This window comes from Streptomyces sp. SDT5-1 (assembly GCF_052245995.1).
Classification (GTDB): domain Bacteria; phylum Actinomycetota; class Actinomycetes; order Streptomycetales; family Streptomycetaceae; genus Streptomyces.
This window is the reverse complement of sequence record NZ_CM125963.1, coordinates 4,443,305-4,459,524: the sequence shown is the minus strand read 5'-3', so window position 1 is coordinate 4,459,524 and position 16,220 is coordinate 4,443,305. Positions and strand designations below refer to the sequence as shown.

Below are 16,220 nucleotides of genomic sequence, written 5' to 3'. Positions count from 1 at the left end.
GTCACGCCTCCTCGACGACACGGAAGACAGGCAGCTCCAGCTCGTCGTCCACGGCGAGGAACTCGAGGCGTACGGGCATCCCGATCCGCACCTTGTCGGGCGGCACACCCACCACGTTGCTCACCATGCGCACGCCCTCCGCCAGCTCGACGAGCCCCACCGCATACGGGGGGTCAAAGGCAGGGAACGGCGGGTGGTGCATGACCACGTAGCTGTAGACGGCGCCTTCGCCGCTCGCCTCGACGGTGTCCCACTCCTGGCCGCCGCACGTGTTGCACCCCGGGAGCCAGGGGAAGCGCAACGTCTCGCACGCGCGGCAGCGCTGGATGAGCAGCCGGTGCTCGGCGACGCCCTCCCAGAAGCCGGCGTTGTCCCTGTTGATCACGGGGCGCGGGCGGCGGCTCCCGCCCTTCTTGGGCGCCTCCTTGGGCGCCTCCTTGGGTGAACTCCGCTTCGCCGGGGTGTACTTCAGAATGCGGAACCGGTGCGTGCCGGCCAGCTCGCCGTCCACCCGCACGTTCATCCGCGTCGTGACGAAGTGCCCCGTGCCCAGCTTCGTCGTCTTCAGCGGCGAGACCGACTCGATCACCGAGTCGTACGTGATCGCGTCGCCGGGCCGCAGCGGCCGCAGGTACTCCTGCTCGCAGTCCGTGGCGACGACCGACGTGTACCCCGCGCCGTCGAGCAGCGCGAACAGCTCGTCGTGGGCCGGCGAGCGCCCCTCGTACCCGGAGAGCCCGCCCATCGTCCAGGCCTGCAGCATGGTCGGCGGCGCGATCGCGTCCGGACCCTGGTACGCGGGGTTGGTGTCGCCCATGGCCTCGCACCAGTGCCGGATCATCGGCGCGTTCACCGGGTCCTTGCCCTCGGCCTCGGTGGCCGCGACCCGCCCCTCGAAGGTCCTCAACTTCTCGTACGCCAAGGGCTCGTGGCCCATGAACTCCTGTCCCGCAACTCCCGCGCTCACCGCTTCCCCCTCCGCATGCCGAGCCGCATCGTCGCCACGATCTCGCGCTGCACCTCGCTCACCCCGCCACCGAAGGTGTTGATCTGCGCCGCGCGGTTCATCCGCTCCAACTCGCCCTCGCCCACCCCCGCTCCGCCCCCGAGCGCGCCCGGCGATCCGGCCCGCACCCACCCCGCTTCGCCCGCGACCTGCTGACACAAGCGATACGTCTCGACCGCGGATTCCGTTCCCGCGAACTTCACTCCGCTGGCGTCCCCCGGAGCCAGTCGGCCCGCCCCCACATCGCCCACCAGACGCCAGTTGAGCAGGCGTGTTGCGGCCAGCCGGGCATGCGCCTCGGCGAGCTGGGACCTGACCCACATCGAGTCAACGCGGCGCTCGCCGGTCACTGGATCGGGGGTGCGGGCGGCCTCGACCACCCGCTCGTAGAAGTCCTCGGCCTGCATGCCGATCGCGGCGAGGGCGACCCGCTCGTGGTTGAGCTGGTTGGTGATCAGGCCCCAGCCGCCGTTCTCCTCGCCGACGAGGTTCGAGCCGGGGACCCGGATGCCGTCGTAGTAGGTGGCGGTCGTGGTCAGGCCGCCGACGGTCTCGATCGGGGTCCAGGAGAAGCCGGGGGCGTCGGTCGGCACCAAGATGATCGAGATGCCCTTGTGCTTGGGCGCGTCGGGGTCGGTCCGGCAGGCGAGCCAGATCCAGTCGGCGTTCTGCGCGTTCGACGTGAACACCTTCTGGCCGTCGATCAGCCAGTCGCCGCTCTCCTCGTCGCGCACCGCGCGCGTGCGCAGCGACGCAAGGTCGGTGCCCGCCGACGGCTCGCTGTAGCCGATCGCGAAGACCAGCTCGCCCTTGAGGATGCGGGGCAGGAAGTAGGCCTTCTGCTCCTCGGTGCCGTACTTCATGAGCGTCGGCCCGACCGTGTTGAGCGTGACCATGGAGACCGGCGCGCCGGCCCGGTATGCCTCGTCGAAGAACACGAACTGCTCGTCGGCGCCGCGCCCCTGGCCGCCGTACTCGACGGGCCAGCCGAGGCCGAGAAGCCCCTCGGAGCCGATGCGGCGCAGCACGCGGCGCTGCTCGGCCGGGTCGTCGGCGGCCGGTGGCCCGCCCGGCATCAACGTACGGAATCTCTCTCGCAGTTGGGCGCGCAGCTCGCGCTGGCGCTCGGTGGGGGCGAGGTGCACGGCGGCTGCCCTCCAGGACTGGCCTCGTACCGACAAGGGTTTCTGACTGTCCGTCAGATACCGACGGGTGTCAAGAGATCGTCCGCCCGCCCCGCGCGCACACGCCTGCGCGGCGGCGCCGAAGCACCGCCGCGCAGACTGTCACGCACCCCACGAAGGACCCCCGCAGCGCAGGAGCCGGTGGCTCACCAGAGCTCGTTGAAGTTCACGTTCACGTTCGACTGGTCGATCGCCGTGAACCCCGACCCGTTCACCTGGGCCGAGTTGTTCTGGTTGGAGGCGCCGTTGCCGACGGCCTGCTGCTGCGTGGTGGACGAATTGCCGTGGTTGTCGTGACCGACGCCGCTGCCGCTGACCGTCGCCACCCCCGCGTTCGATCCGTCACCCGCGAAGGCGCCGTTGTCCGCCATGGCCACTCCGGAGAAGAGGGCTGCGGCGAGGGGCAGAGCTGCGACGGCGGCGATGGCGCGGGCGGTACGGATGGAAGCCATGTCTATTCCTCCAGGACAGGAAGTACGCCCCGGGCGCCCGGACGGGGTCCGCGCTCCCGGCATGTACGGGAAGTGCCGGGGCGGTTGGCCGACCGCCTCGGCGATGTTCACGACGTCGCGAGTCCAGAGTTGCCCACCGAATCCCCGGCGAACCACCCCGGAAGCCGCTATTCGCTCGCAAGCGTGAGGACAAGTCGATAAACCCTCTTCACCACCGGAAAACCCCAGCTCAGCCCGGACCGCACCACCTCGGGAGCACCCCGGCCCAAGCGGCCCAAACGACGAAGCGTTTCAGCACATTTTTGGTAAATGCTTCGCTCCGATGACCGCCCCGGCTTCCCTTCTTCGAACACTCGTACGAAAATGAGGGCATGGCCACCATGGACCGGCACCCGCCCCACTGCCCACCGCACCCGTCCCTCGCGACCCTGGCCCTCGCGCACGCCCTGTCCGCCGCCGAGCGCGGGCTCGCCGTCATCCCGCTGGCCAGGACCAAGCTCCCCGCCCTGCCCTCGCCGCACCGGAACGATCCGCCCACGGCCCCGCGCTGCCACGGCGAGTGCGGGCTGCCCGGCCACGGCGTGTACGACGCGACGACCGATCCGCGCCGCATCCGCGCGCTCTTCGCGGCCGCGCCCCGGGCGACCGGCTACGGCATCGCGTGCGGCCTCGCGCCGCACCACCTCGTCGGCGTGGACCTGGACACCAAGTCCGGCACCGACGCCACCGCCGCGCTGCGCGAGCTGGCCTTACGGCATCTGTTCACGATCCCGGCGACGGTGGTCGTGGCCACGCCCAGCGGCGGCAGGCACCTGTGGCTCTCCGGGCCACCGGACGTCGTGGTGCCCAACTCGGCGGGGCGGCTGGCGCCCGGCATCGACATCCGCGGCGCGGGCGGCTACCTCGTGGGCCCCGGCTCCCGCACCGAGCACGGCGTCTACAGCACGGTGCCCGGCACCGGCCACCTGCCGCCCGCGCCCTGCCCACCGGCGCTCCTGCGCCTGCTCACGCCCCCGCCGCGCACGCACCACCCCACGCCGGGCCGCCCCGGTCAACACGGCGTCGGGCTCGTCCAGTTCGTCCTCGGCGCCCACGAGGGCCAGCGCAACACCCGGCTCTTCTGGGCCGCGTGCCGCGCCTACGAGAACGGGGTCGGCGACAGCCTCGCGGACGCCCTCACGGACGCGGCGGTGCACACCGGGCTCACCGAACGGGAGGCCCGCTCCACGATCGCCTCCGCGGCGCGCCTGACGGCCGGCCCCTGACGCGCCGGACAACGGACGAGCCCCCGACCCGGAATCCGGATCGGGGGCTCGCTCAACTGCGCGGTGGGTGTGGGATTTGAACCCACGGAGGCTCGCGCCTCGACGGTTTTCAAGACCGTTCCCTTAGGCCGCTCGGGCAACCCACCCCGCGCCGCACACGACGGTGTGGCGCGGGACCAGGGTAGCGGGTCCGCTCGCGCGGACGGTCAGCTGTCGCCCTTGCGCTCGCCCAGGGTCACGTCGACGGTGTGCTCCTTGCCGTCGCGCGTGTAGGTGAGCTTCACGGTGTCGCCCGGCTTGTGCGTCCAGATCTGGCCGATCAGCGTCGGACCGGAGTCGATCGGCTGGTCGTCGAGCTTTGTGATCACGTCGCCGGGCTTGAGACCCGCCTTGTCCGCGGGGCCGTTCGGCGTGACGGGCTCGGAGCCGCCCGCGCCCTGCTGGGTGATCTTCGCGCCGCCGGTGCCCTCCTCCAGGGAGACCGACGCGCCGATCACCGGGTAGACCGGCTGGCCGGTCTTGATGAGCTGCTGCGCGACCATCTTCGCCTGGTTGATCGGGATGGCGAAGCCGAGGCCGATCGAACCGGACTGGCCCGAGCCGCCGAGGCCGCCGCCCGAGGCGGACTGGATGGCGGAGTTGATGCCGATCACGTTCCCGTTGCCGTCGAGCAGCGGGCCGCCGGAGTTGCCCGGGTTGATCGACGCGTCGGTCTGCAGGGCGCTCATGTACGAGGCCTTGCTGCTGCCCGTGCCGTCGCTGGAGGCCACCGGGCGGTCCTTGGCGGAGACGATGCCCGTGGTCACCGTGTTCGACAGGCCGAAGGGCGCGCCGATCGCGATGGTCGAATCGCCGACGGCCACCTTGTCGGAGTCGCCGAGCGTGAGCGGCTTCAGGTCGTCCGGGGCGTTCTTGAGCTTGATGACCGCGACGTCGTAGCCCTGCGCGTGGCCGATCACCTCGGCGTCGTACTTCTTGCCGTTCGAAAACGTGGCCGACAGCTTTCCGCCGTCCGCGGCCTCCGCCACCACATGGTTGTTGGTGAGGATGTGGCCTTCCTTGTCGTACACGAAGCCCGTGCCGGTGCCGCCCTCGCCGTTGTTGCCCTCGGCCTCGATGGTGACCGTGCTGGGCAGCGCCTTGGCGGCCACGCCCGCGACCGTTCCCGGGTCGCGCTTGAGGTCGGCCGGGTTGGACGCGGAGACGGTGGTCGAGCCGGTGTCCGAGCCGTCGCCCCGCTCGGCCGCCCAGTAGCCCACGCCGCCGCCGACCGCGCCCGCGACCAGCGCCGCCGCGATGATCCCGGCGACCAGGCCGCCGCGCCGGCCGCCCGGCTTGGGCCCCGGCTGCTGGTACGAGTCGCCCCATCCGCCGCCACCGCCGCCGGAGGCGTAGGCGGGCACGGCGGGCGGGGGCGGGGGCGGCCAGTCGCCGCCGTGGGCCGGTCCTGCCGCGCCCGGGGCGCCGGACGCGGCGCCTCCCGAGGACGCCGCAGGCGCCGCGGGCGGCCCGTACGCCCCGTGGTCCGCGGTCCTCGGCTCCTGGCTCGCAGGGTCATGTCCGGCGCCCTGGGGAGCCGGTGCGGGAGCAGCGGGAGCGTCCACCGGCACGGGAGGTGCGGACGGGGCCGGGGGTACCTCTGTGCCCTCGTTCTCGGTGCTCACAGCTTTCTCTCCTCGATCCACGGCTGTCGTCGCCGATCCGTCCTGTCTGGCTGCTCAGGTCCTGCGGCCGTTCGCCCGCCGACCCGGCATGGTCCTGTCACGGTCCACTTGTGCTGTTGTACGCCGTCAGCCTTTCCCACACGACGTCAGGCCGCCGTAAGACGATCCTGTGCGTCCCCTGCCATCCTTTACGTCCGGCAAAACGGACGCATCCGCTGGGCCGAACTTTTCTCCCACGGCAGTGGCGCGGTGGCACCATGACGCGGTGACCCTCGCACAACAGCAGCGCATCCAGGTCGTCGCCCACCGCGGTGCCTCCCAGGACGCCCCCGAGCACACATTGGCCGCCTACAAGAAGGCCATCGAGGACGGGGCCGACGCCCTCGAATGCGATGTACGGCTCACGGCGGACGGTCATCTTGTATGCGTGCACGACCGTCGCGTCAACCGTACGTCGAACGGCCGCGGAGCGGTGTCGACCCTGGAACTCGCGGACCTCGCCGCCCTCGACTTCGGCTCCTGGAAGGACAGCGAGGAAGGGCCCGACTGGGCGGGCAGCGCGGCCGACACCTCGGTCCTGACCCTCGAACGCCTCCTGGAACTGGTCACCGACGCCGACCGGCGCGTCGAGCTGGCGATCGAGACCAAGCACCCCACCCGGTGGGCGGGGCACGTGGAGGAACGACTGCTGATCCTGCTCAAGCGGTTCGGCCTGGACGCCCCGCCGACCGACGAACCTTCGCGCGTGCGCGTGATGAGCTTTTCGGCGCGCTCCCTGGCGCGCGTCCAGGAGGCCGCTCCGACGCTGCCGACGGTCTACCTGATGCAGTTCGTCTCGCCCCGGCACCGCGAAGGACGGCTCCCCAAGGGCGTGCACATCGCGGCCCCCGGCATCCGGATCGTGCGGAACCACCCCTCGTACGTCGAGAAGCTCACGCGCGCGGGTCACCAGGTGCACGTCTGGACGGTGGACGAGCCCGAGGACGTCGACCTGTGCGCGCGCCTCGGCGTCGACGCGATCATCACCAACCGCCCGGCGGCGGTGCTGCGCCGCCTCGGCAGGGCCTGAAGCGGCGGGATTCCGCGCAGCCGCGCCCCAGGGGCCGGATCCGGCCACCTTCGGCCGCGGTCGTCACAGGGTGTGCCCCGGCGCGTTCGGACCGTATTCGATCGTCACGAGTGCGTCACCGGAAGCGGGATGGCCGGTTTCCGGTCCAGTCCATTGGGGCATTCACACCGTGGCGTGGGGCAAAGGAGGTCTCGGGGGTGGCGTTGGTGGTGGCACAGGAGGTGCCCGCGTCGTCGAGCATGGCCGTTCCCCATGGCCCTGCGGGCGTGGGTGCGGCAAGGCGTCGCATGCGTGAACAGCTGCGCATGAGCGGCGTACCGGAATCGGTCATCGACGATGCAGTTCTCATCCTTTCCGAACTGCTCAGCAATGCGTGCCGGCACGGCAGGCCGCTCGGCGACGACCTGGCGGGCGACGGCGACGTGCGCGCGGCCTGGCGGGTCGACGACCGGGGCTGCCTGACGGTCGAGGTGACGGACGGCGGCGGGCCCACCCGCCCGATTCCGGCCACTCCCTCGGTCACGGCGCACGGCGGCCGCGGGCTCAACATCATCACGGCGCTCGCGGACGACTGGGGCGTACGGGACGGAATGCGCGGCGAGGTCACCGTGTGGGTGACAGTCCACAAGGATGTGCACGCGGAGGCCATGGCGCAGCGCCGGGACGACTTCGCCTCCCGGGTGGCCGCGCCACCCGTGGCGGACCTGTCCGACCTGGGCTTCCCCGACACTCTCGACGAGCTGAGCTGAAAGCCGGTCGGGCGCGGCCAGTTGGGCCGAATCCCCCTCTTGTCAGTACGAGCGGCTAGGCTCGCGCCGTACGTACGAGAGCCGTATCCGGGAGACACCCAAGATGGCCAAGAAGCGCCCGCAGACCAAGGGCAAGCCGCACGTCACCGATGGCGCCCGCGCCGGAGGCGCTGAGGGGAACTTCCCGGTCGTCGGTGCCCGCGAACCCTGCCCCTGCGGCAGCGGCCGCCGTTACAAGGCATGCCACGGCCGGGCCGCCGCGCACGCCGTGACCGAGCTGGTGCAGCGCCCCTTCGAGGGACTGCCGGGCGAGGGCGACTGGGTCGCGCTGCGCGAGCTGGTGCCCGCCGCGACGGCCGAGCTCACCCTGAAGGACGGCCTCCCGGAGGGCGTCCCCTCGGTCACGCTCGCCACGGTGCTGCCGATGGCCTGGCCGGCGCTGCGCCGCGACGACGGCTCGGTCCTCCTCGGCCTCCAGAACGACACGCCGTCCGGCGACATCAGCCGCGACCTCGCCGACACCCTGCTGCGCGCCCTCGAGGCGGAGCCGGGGAACCCGGTGCAGACCCGCCGCGCCCCGGCCGACGGCCCGCGCCTCCAGGACGTGCTCGCGGCCGACGGCGGCTTCGAGCCGGTGGTCCACTCGGGCTTCGAGTTCTGGGTGCCGGACTCGGAGAACGCGTCGGGCGAGGTCGCCGCCTCCCTGGAGCGGGCCAACGCCGCGGCGATCCCCACGGTGAAGCTGGCCGGCGTGGACAGCGCGTACTGGTGCGAGACGCCGGAGAAGAACCACCTGCGGTGGGTCATGCCGCACCCCGAGGAGAAGCTGCTCGACGCGCTGGCCCGGCTGCACGCCGCGGGCACGTCCTCGCTCGGCGAAGGCACCCGCCTGGTGGGCTCCTTCCGGGCGCACGGACTGACCGTCCCGGTCTGGGACCTGCCCAGCGAGGTGCGGGCCGAGGACGTCGAGAAGCCGGCCGCCGAGTTCGCCGAGCGACTCGCCGCCGCGCTGGCCTCGGACGCCCCGCTGACGCCCGACGAGCGGCGCGCCCGCGGTGGCCTCACCAACCGCCAGGTGACCCTCAGCTGACCGACCGATCAGCCCATCGGATCGGGAACACTCCTGCGAACCTCAAGGTGAGCCGGGTCACAACTCCCGGTAGTTGCAGGTAAATCCATGTCCGAATAGAAGAGATCGAATTTGCTAACCGGCGATCTCTTGTTACCGTTCAAGTAGCCCGGTTGCTGGTGCATCCCCCGTCGCCAGCAACCGGGCGCTTCCATGTGCGCTCCCTGTGCGTCGAGCGCCTCTGAAGCCTCAATCCCCCTGCGGCGACGCGGAGTTGCTCCCGGAGCGCAGCAGCAGCGGACCTTCCCCGCCCTTCGCGTACTCCGCCACCGCCGTGTACTGGTCCGGCTCCCCCTGCGTACGCCCCCGCGGTGTCTCGCACATCCCCGGTTCGTCCTCCGCGCCCACCGCGCAGTGCACCTGGAGGGTGCGTCCCTCGGGTGCCATCAGGGTCAGCACGGCGGACAGGCCGGAGCCGGTCGCGTTGCGGTAATAGGTACGCGCCCAGGTGTCGTGGCCCTGGACCAGCACGCAGGTCTGCGCCTCGATGCCGTCCGGGGCGGAGAGTTGGGGGCCGCAGTGGGCCTCGGTGGTCAGGCCGAGGCCGGTCAGCAGGGAGGGCGACGTCGCGCCCTTCGGCCGGTCGGCGGGAGCGTCGTCCGGCTTGGCGTCGACCGCGCGTTTTTCAGCCGCGTTCGCGCCGTCGGTGCTGTCGCCGGTGTCGGTCCTGTCGGTGGCGTCGGTGGTGTCGGCCTCCGCGGGCGCCGACCGCCGGGGCCCGGCGTCCACCGGGCCGTCGTCCACGGGGCCCGCCGACGCGCCCGCCAGCGGGAGTGCCGCCGTGAGCACCACCACCGCGAGAAGCCCGAACAGCCGCAGTCGCGTGTGCGGCCGGACCCGCTCGGTCTCGTCCGGGAGCTGGGGGGAGCGTGGCGCGGCAGGCATGCGCCGAACATAGCGGCGCGCACCCCGCCCATCAGCGCGCCGCGCGCCGCGTTCGGCTACAACTCGGGCGCGCTCACACCCGTACGAGTGAGGGTGTCGACCAGCGTGCCGACCACGGCCTCCACGTCCGGCACCCACGGGGCGGCCGAACCGGGCAGCGGAGCCCGCTCCCAACGCACCTGGCCCGCACCGGAGATCGACGGCGGCAGGGCGAGATAGCCGCCCTCGCCGTGAAAGCGCAGCGAGCCGGGCACGAAGTCCTGCGCGTAGAGGAGCTCGCCGAGCTGCTCCAGCGAGTAGGGCGCCACGAGGATCGCGAGCCGCTCTGGCGTCGCGATCACCGGGCCGAGCCGGACGTCCCTGCGGTCGAGCGCCGCGAGTGCGCGGGCGCCCGCGACGGCCGGGAGGCTCACCGCGCAGGGCGCGCGCCCCCCGGAGGACCCGGACGGGGCGCCGGTGGCGAGCACGATCGGCGCCTGCGGGCGGTTGGTCCACCACCAGCGGACCATGCGCTCATCGGTCGTCGCGGCGAGCAGCCCCGGGTCGAAGGGGTGCGCGCCGGGCACCGTGCACTCCGGGTCGGGGCAGGCGCAGCGGACGCCGTCACGACGGCCTCCCGCTTCGAGCCCTATGCCCGGCAACACCGGCCACTGCCACGCTGTCGCGAACGTGAGGGCCGCGCTGATCAGGTCAGACTTCCCGTTGTCACGCCTGGACAGGAGCCTGCGTCGCCTTCCGAGGATCTCGCGCATGAGCGCTCGTTCCTTTCCGTAGACCGAAGAGAACGCTATGGGCCACATCACACCATGTGTCGATCAGTCACTGCGCGTACATGTTGGAGCGCCACACCCCAGCCCGATCCGCCGGCCTGAGGCAGGGGGAACCCCTATAGTCCGAGCGCCTGCTGTGTGCTTGAAAAGCCTGGCGTGGGGTGGCGGCGCCTGGCGTTTGCCGTCCCGCGTATTTCTCGCCGCCTCCGCCACGAGGAGGGTGGGGCGCGGTCGTCGATGGTTATGACGCCCGGTTCCGTCACCAGGTTCCGGGTGGATCCCAACTGCCCCTGGTCTTCACCGACTACGTACCCATCACGGCCGCTATGACGCTCTGTCGACCACAGCTGAACAATGCCAGTCGACCTCAACAAACCGTTCCCTCAGGCAGTTTCTGGCCATCTTCGAACGAACCGGATCGACTCGGGACCGCGCCGGGATCACCCATGAGAACCGAGATCGTTTTTCTCGCGGATGCCATCTGACCACGGCAGACACCAGGAATATCGATGGGACAATGCTGGACATCCCCTTACGAGTCCGTGTACATGTGGAGGCATTGCTAGCGGCGCAGAATGACATGGGGGTTTGCGATGCTATCGAGCAATTTGCACCGGCCGGAAAGCCGGAAGCCATGACAACCCCACGCCTGCCGAAAGTGGCTGGAATCGATTCCCCTCCTGGACAGGTTCCCCCTCCGACCCCCGCCGCCGCACCCGCTCCCCCCGTGTCGCAGGTCACTTCCCCCGCCGTGGCACCCGGAGCCCTGATCCAGGACCGGCTCGCCGGCTGGGTCTCCGATCTCACGACCCTGCACGAACTCACGGAACGGCTGGCCCGCACGGCCGCACTCGAGGACGCACTGCACGAACTGCTCCGCGCCGGAGCCGCCCTGGTGGGCGCCCGGCGCGGACTCGTCGTCCTGGAGCCGGACGACGGCCGCGGCCCCGACACCACCGTCGGCTTCGGCCTCGCCAGGGCCGACCTCGGCCACATCGAGACGGTGCCGCGCGGGGCGACCTCGTACGGCCGGATCCTCGACGGGCTGTGCGCCGGACCCGAGGTGCACGCCGATCTGCTCGCCGAGGACGGGCTCGATCCGCGCCACCGCGAGGTCGCCGACCGGCTCGGCTACGCGGCGAGTTACGCGCTGCCCCTCGGCACCGAGGCGGCCGGCAGGCTCGGCGCCGCGGTCTGGCTCTACGACGAGCCGGCCGAACCCGAGGAGCGGCGGCGCCACCTCGTCGGCCTCTACACGCGCTACGCGACGGAGCACCTGGCCCGCCTCCTCGAACTGGAGCGCACGCGCGCGTGGTCGGGCACCGTCGCCGACGAGCTGCTGCCGCCGCGGCTTCCCCGGGTGGCCGGCGTGCAGCTCGCCGCCCGGCACCGCACCGGGCCGCGCGGCGGCGGCGACTGGTACGACGCGCTGCCGCTGCCCGAGGGGGCGCTCGGGCTCGCGGTCGGCTCGGTCAGCGGCTCCGGCGCGAGCGCGGTCGCCGCGATGGGCCGGCTGCGCGCCTCCCTGCGGGCGTACGCGGTGATGGAGGGCGAGGACCCGGTGGCGGTCCTCTCCGACCTGGAGCTGCTGTTGCGCCTGACCGAGCCGGCGCGCAGCGCGACCGCCCTCTTCGCCTACTGCGAGCCCGCCCAGCGCAAGATCGTCCTCGCGGGGGCGGGACACAGCCCGCCCCTCGTGATCGGCGAGCGGCGCACCGAGTACGCCGAGACGACGCTGTCCGCCCCGCTCGGGATGCTCGCCTGCTGGGAGGCCCCGAGCGTGGAGGTCACTCCGGAGCCGGGCGAGACCGTGCTGCTCTACACGGACGGGCTGCTCCGCCGCACCGGCGATCCCATGGACCGCGCCTTCGCCCGGCTGCACGCGGCCGCCGCCAGCGTCCCCAGGGCGGACCGCGACGACCCCGGGGCGATCGCCGACCACGTGCTGCGGGCGGTGCTGCCCGACGGGCTCGACGCGGCCGACAGCGAGGAGGACGTGGTGCTGCTCGCGGCCCGCTTCGAGTGACCCCCGGGACGCGGTGCGTAACAGGTCGTCCGGCCCTGGACCCCCTTCCGTACGCTCGTACGATGGAGGGGGTCCATTGCCGTATCCAGGGCATTTCACCGGACCCGCCGTGTCGAGGAGGAACCGTGTCGGAGGAGCTCAACCCGGAGACCCCGGAGACCCCGGAGGCCGAGGAGCCCATCAAGCAGCGCAAGAACGGCCTCTACCCGGGCGTGTCCGACGAGCTCGCCGAGAACATGAAGTCCGGCTGGGCGGACACCGAGCTGCACGACCTGCGGCCGATCCCCCAGGCCGCCGAGACCGCCGCCCGCCGCGCCGCCCTGTCCGCCCGCTTCCCGGGCGAGCGCCTCGTGGTGCCCGCGGGCAACCTGAAGACCCGCTCGAACGACACGGAGTACGCCTTCCGTGCCTCGGTCGAGTACGCGTACCTGACCGGCAACCAGACGGAGGACGGCGTCCTCGTCATGGAGCCGAAGGCCGGCGGCCACGACGCGACGCTCTACCTGCTGCCGCGCTCCAACCGCGCCAACGGCGAGTTCTGGCTCGACGGCCAGGGCGAGCTGTGGGTCGGCCGCCGGCACTCCCTGACCGAGGCCGAGAAGCTGTACGGCATCCCCGCCTCGGACGTCCGCGAGCTCGCCGACGCGCTGACCGGGGTCACCGGACCGACGCGCGTGGTGCGCGGCTACGACGCCGGCATCGAGGCCGCCCTGACCGACAAGGTCACCGCGGAGCGCGACGAGGAGCTGAAGGTCTTCCTGTCCGAGGCGCGCGTCGTGAAGGACGCCTTCGAGATCGGCGAGCTCCAGAAGGCCGTCGACTCGACCGTGCGCGGCTTCGAGGACGTCGTGAAGGTCCTCGACAAGGCAGAGGCCACCTCCGAGCGCTACATCGAGGGCACGTTCTTCCTCCGCGCGCGCGTGGAGGGCAACGACATCGGCTACGGCTCGATCTGCGCCGCGGGCCCGCACGCCTGCACCCTGCACTGGGTCCGCAACGACGGCCCGGTCCGCTCCGGCGACCTGCTGCTCCTCGACGCCGGTGTGGAGACGCACACGTACTACACCGCCGACGTCACGCGCACGCTGCCGATCAACGGCACGTACAGCCCGCTGCAGCGCAAGATCTACGACGCCGTGTACGAGGCCCAGGAGGCCGGTATCGCGGCCGTGAAGCCGGGCGGCAAGTTCCGGGACTTCCACGACGCCGCGCAGCGCGTGCTCGCCGAGAAGCTCGTGGAGTGGGGCCTCGTCGAGGGCCCGGTCGAGCGTGTCCTGGAGCTCGGCCTCCAGCGCCGCTGGACCCTGCACGGCACCGGCCACATGCTCGGCATGGACGTCCACGACTGCGCCGTGGCGCGCACCGAGGCGTACGTGAACGGCACGCTCGAGCCCGGCATGGTGCTCACGGTCGAGCCCGGTCTGTACTTCCAGGCCGACGACCTGACGGTGCCGGAGGAGTACCGCGGCATCGGCGTCCGCATCGAGGACGACATCCTCGTCACCGAGGACGGCAACAAGAACCTGTCGGCCGGGCTGCCCCGCACCGCCGACGACGTCGAGGCGTGGATGGCCCGCCTGAAGGGCTGAGCACGCGAACGCGCGAACGCGCGACAAAAGAAGGGCCGCACTCGTGGAGTGCGGCCCTTCTTTTGTCGCTGTCTTTGTTGAGTGAAACGCCTTCACACCGCCATCAGCGGCGCGTCCTTCCGCCACTTGAGGATCTTGTCGAAGCTGACCACCGCACCGCCCTTGCCCGGCCTGTTCACGAAGTGCACGTGGTCGGCGAGCTCCTGGATCAGACAGAGGCCGCGGCCGTGCTCCGCGTAGTCGGGCGCAGGGCGGACGGCGACCGCCGCGCGGCCGCTCGTGGCGGCGAAGCCGGGACCGGTGTCGGCCACCTCGATGCGGCACTTCTCGCCGTCCAGATAGGCGGTCACCCGGAAACCGTCGGATGCCTCGCTCGTCCCGGTGCCACCGTGCTCCACCGCGTTCGCACACGCCTCGGTGAGCGCCACCGACAGGTCGTAGGAGACATCGGGGTCGACGCCCGCCGTCTCCATCGTGCCCATGAGCAGGCGCCGGGCGAGCGGCACGCTGGCGGCATCGCGCCGCAGATGGAGGGACCACCAGATGCTCATGCTCCCGCCTCCAGGCCGCGACTCGACATACCGATACGTATTGCCGCCACCGCCCCCGCGCAATCGCACAGTTGACGTGATGACGCCCATACGGCGGACGCGCGCACCGGAGTCGGGGGTGTACGGGAGATTCCGGACCTTGCGGACCTGCCGTATGGAGCGTGTGAAGCCAGTGCGATGATGAGGCCGCCATGTCTGCCCCCCACGAGCCTCAGGCGCGCAGCGCGGCCGATCTCCGGCTGCTGAGGGCCGCGGTGTTCGCCGCGGTCTGCGTCATGCTGTCCGCGGCGGGGCACGTCCTCGGTTCGACGGCCACGGTGCCGCTGTGGACGCTGTCGCTCGGCTTCCTCGCCGTCTTCTGCGTGGCGCTCCCGCTGACCGGACGCGAGCGGTCGCTGCCGGGCATCGCGGCCACGCTGGGGGCCGGGCAGATCGCGCTGCACAGCCTCTTCGGCATCGGCCAGCAGCACACCATGACGATGGCCGCGGGGTCGGCCGAGCCCTCGGCGGTCCAGCGGGCCGCGCGGCTCATGTGCGGGGTGGGCGCGTCGACGCTCAGCCCGGAGCAGGCCCAGCGGATCCTCGACAACGCGCGCGTGCCCGCCGGCGAGGCGCACCACATGGCGGGCGCCGCCGGTTCCACGATGTCGCTGCTGCCCTCGCTGCCGATGGTGATCGGGCACCTGCTCGCCGCCGCGGGCGCCGGCTGGCTGCTGCGCCACGGCGACCTCGCCCTGAGCCGCATCGTGCGGCTCTCCGCGCAGGGTGTCGCCCAGGTGGCCCCGATCCGTTCGCTGCGGGCCGCCCTGGGCCTCGTACGGGCCCTGAAGGCCGGTCTGCGGGGGGCCGCGGGCCTGCCGTGCGGGCCGCGTCCCGGGTTTCCCGCGCCACCGCCCCTGCGGGAGGCGGCACTTCAGCACTCCGTGCGGCGGCGCGGTCCTCCCGCGGCCGACGCGTTCCTTCTCGCTGCCTGAACGGCACGTGTGCTCCACGACGTCATGCGTGGGAGTGAGGCGTGCCGTGGGCACGCGCGCGTACCCGCTTTTTCGCCGCCTCCGTAGTGCGGTGTGTCGCGTGGTCGCGCCCGCTTTCCTTCCGCACGTACGGATCCCGCTGAACGTGGAGTTCTCCCTGTCATGAAGAAGATGTCCCGCGCCGCTCTCGTCGGTGCCGCCGCCGTCTCCTCCGTCGTCCTCGTCTCCGCCCCCGCCTTCGCGCACGTGAGCGTGCAGCCGGAGGGCGAGGCGGCCAAGGGCGGCTACGCCGTCGTCGACTTCAAGGTGCCGAACGAGCGCGACGACTCGGCCACCACCAAGGTCGAGGTCAACTTCCCGACCGAGCACCCGCTCGCCTCGGTGATGCCCGAGCCGGTGCCCGGCTGGAAGGCCGACGTCACCAAGAAGAAGCTCGACAAGCCGATGGAGATGCACGGCGAGAAGATCACCGAGGCCGTCTCCAAGGTCACCTGGACCGCGACGGGCTCCGGCGACGACGAGGGCGTGCAGCCCGGCTACTTCCAGAAGTTCCCGGTGTCCATCGGCCAGCTGCCGACCGACACCGACCAGCTCGTCTTCAAGGCGATCCAGACGTACGACAACAAGGAGGTCGTGCGCTGGATCGAGCCGCAGCAGAAGGGCCAGGAGGAGCCGGAGAACCCGGCGCCCACCCTGGAGCTCGCCGCCGCGGAGGACGACGGGCACGGCGCTTCCGGCGCCTCCGACACGTCGGACAAGCAGGAGGCCGCCGCGGCCTCCACCGACTCCGGATCCGGCAGCGACACCACCGCCCGCACCCTCGGCATCGTCGGCATCGTCGTCGGCGCCGCCGGTGTGGCGTTCGGTGTCATGGCGGGCCGTCGGCGTACCAACAGCTGAGCCACCC

General features: G+C 71.9%; 15 protein-coding genes and 1 tRNA gene. 8 read left to right on the top strand and 8 right to left on the bottom strand.

The window, feature by feature from the left end:
- Window position 1 precedes the first annotated feature (1 nt).
- The 3 genes from ACTWJ8_RS20520 to ACTWJ8_RS20510 all read right to left on the bottom strand — a co-directional run bounded on the left by ACTWJ8_RS20520 (window position 2) and on the right by ACTWJ8_RS20510 (window position 2,642).
- Entirely contained in the window at window positions 2–937 is a 936-nt protein-coding gene (locus ACTWJ8_RS20520) for a bifunctional MaoC family dehydratase N-terminal/OB-fold nucleic acid binding domain-containing protein (RefSeq protein ID WP_356386742.1), read from the bottom strand.
- A gap of 26 nt (window positions 938–963) precedes the next feature.
- A complete protein-coding gene (locus ACTWJ8_RS20515) occupies window positions 964–2,151 on the bottom strand; it encodes an acyl-CoA dehydrogenase family protein (RefSeq protein ID WP_356386338.1) in 1,188 nt (395 codons plus the stop codon).
- 185 nt (window positions 2,152–2,336) lie between these two features.
- The gene (locus ACTWJ8_RS20510; RefSeq protein WP_356386341.1) at window positions 2,337–2,642 is read right to left on the bottom strand and encodes a hypothetical protein; all 306 of its coding nucleotides are present in this window, start codon (window positions 2,640–2,642) and stop codon (window positions 2,337–2,339) included.
- Between the two features lie 371 nt (window positions 2,643–3,013).
- On the opposite strand from ACTWJ8_RS20510, the gene ACTWJ8_RS20505 reads away from it, so the two are divergent.
- Window positions 3,014–3,907, top strand: a complete 894-nt coding sequence (locus tag ACTWJ8_RS20505) for a bifunctional DNA primase/polymerase (protein ID WP_443259958.1) — start codon at window positions 3,014–3,016, stop codon at window positions 3,905–3,907.
- A 61-nt stretch (window positions 3,908–3,968) separates the two neighbouring features.
- Here the strand turns inward: ACTWJ8_RS20505 and ACTWJ8_RS20500 are convergent.
- Both ACTWJ8_RS20500 and ACTWJ8_RS20495 read right to left on the bottom strand, forming a co-directional pair.
- Window positions 3,969–4,053, bottom strand: a tRNA-Ser gene (locus ACTWJ8_RS20500).
- A gap of 60 nt (window positions 4,054–4,113) precedes the next feature.
- Window positions 4,114–5,571 carry a S1C family serine protease gene (locus ACTWJ8_RS20495; protein WP_356386347.1) on the bottom strand — a complete coding sequence of 486 codons (1,458 nt, stop codon included), beginning with the start codon at window positions 5,569–5,571 and terminating at the stop codon, window positions 4,114–4,116.
- 265 nt (window positions 5,572–5,836) lie between these two features.
- Between ACTWJ8_RS20495 and ACTWJ8_RS20490 the strand changes: the two genes are divergently transcribed.
- The 3 genes from ACTWJ8_RS20490 to ACTWJ8_RS20480 all read left to right on the top strand — a co-directional run bounded on the left by ACTWJ8_RS20490 (window position 5,837) and on the right by ACTWJ8_RS20480 (window position 8,479).
- A complete protein-coding gene (locus tag ACTWJ8_RS20490; RefSeq protein ID WP_443259957.1) occupies window positions 5,837–6,640 on the top strand; it encodes a glycerophosphodiester phosphodiesterase in 804 nt (267 codons plus the stop codon).
- A gap of 110 nt (window positions 6,641–6,750) precedes the next feature.
- Window positions 6,751–7,389: an ATP-binding protein gene (locus ACTWJ8_RS20485; protein ID WP_356386352.1), complete on the top strand. Its 639-nt coding sequence runs from the start codon at window positions 6,751–6,753 to the stop codon at window positions 7,387–7,389.
- A gap of 103 nt (window positions 7,390–7,492) precedes the next feature.
- The gene (locus tag ACTWJ8_RS20480; RefSeq protein ID WP_356386355.1) at window positions 7,493–8,479 is read left to right on the top strand and encodes a DUF5926 family protein; all 987 of its coding nucleotides are present in this window, start codon (window positions 7,493–7,495) and stop codon (window positions 8,477–8,479) included.
- 228 nt (window positions 8,480–8,707) lie between these two features.
- On the opposite strand, the gene ACTWJ8_RS20475 is transcribed toward ACTWJ8_RS20480, so the two are convergent.
- Together ACTWJ8_RS20475 and ACTWJ8_RS20470 are read right to left on the bottom strand one after the other, a co-directional pair.
- Window positions 8,708–9,403 (bottom strand): hypothetical protein, encoded by a 696-nt coding sequence (locus ACTWJ8_RS20475; protein WP_356386358.1) that lies wholly within the window; start codon window positions 9,401–9,403, stop codon window positions 8,708–8,710.
- A gap of 56 nt (window positions 9,404–9,459) precedes the next feature.
- The gene (locus tag ACTWJ8_RS20470; protein WP_356386361.1) at window positions 9,460–10,155 is read right to left on the bottom strand and encodes a bifunctional DNA primase/polymerase; all 696 of its coding nucleotides are present in this window, start codon (window positions 10,153–10,155) and stop codon (window positions 9,460–9,462) included.
- Between the two features lie 535 nt (window positions 10,156–10,690).
- Between ACTWJ8_RS20470 and ACTWJ8_RS20465 the strand changes: the two genes are divergently transcribed.
- Window positions 10,691–12,199, top strand: coding sequence for a PP2C family protein-serine/threonine phosphatase (locus ACTWJ8_RS20465; RefSeq protein WP_443259956.1), 1,509 nt, complete (start codon window positions 10,691–10,693; stop codon window positions 12,197–12,199).
- A gap of 125 nt (window positions 12,200–12,324) precedes the next feature.
- Complete coding sequence (locus tag ACTWJ8_RS20460; RefSeq protein ID WP_356386367.1) at window positions 12,325–13,788, top strand: aminopeptidase P family protein; 1,464 nt, start codon at window positions 12,325–12,327, stop codon at window positions 13,786–13,788.
- Window positions 13,789–13,880: 92 nt separating this feature from the next.
- Here ACTWJ8_RS20460 and ACTWJ8_RS20455 read toward each other — a convergent pair whose 3' ends face one another.
- Window positions 13,881–14,339: an ATP-binding protein gene (locus ACTWJ8_RS20455; RefSeq protein ID WP_356386370.1), complete on the bottom strand. Its 459-nt coding sequence runs from the start codon at window positions 14,337–14,339 to the stop codon at window positions 13,881–13,883.
- A 191-nt stretch (window positions 14,340–14,530) separates the two neighbouring features.
- Here ACTWJ8_RS20455 and ACTWJ8_RS20450 point away from each other — a divergent pair, with 191 nt between their 5' ends.
- Both ACTWJ8_RS20450 and ACTWJ8_RS20445 read left to right on the top strand, forming a co-directional pair.
- Window positions 14,531–15,313, top strand: coding sequence for a hypothetical protein (locus ACTWJ8_RS20450; protein WP_356386373.1), 783 nt, complete (start codon window positions 14,531–14,533; stop codon window positions 15,311–15,313).
- 162 nt (window positions 15,314–15,475) lie between these two features.
- Window positions 15,476–16,213 carry a YcnI family copper-binding membrane protein gene (locus tag ACTWJ8_RS20445; protein WP_356386376.1) on the top strand — a complete coding sequence of 246 codons (738 nt, stop codon included), beginning with the start codon at window positions 15,476–15,478 and terminating at the stop codon, window positions 16,211–16,213.
- The last annotated feature ends 7 nt before the right edge of the window (window positions 16,214–16,220 follow it).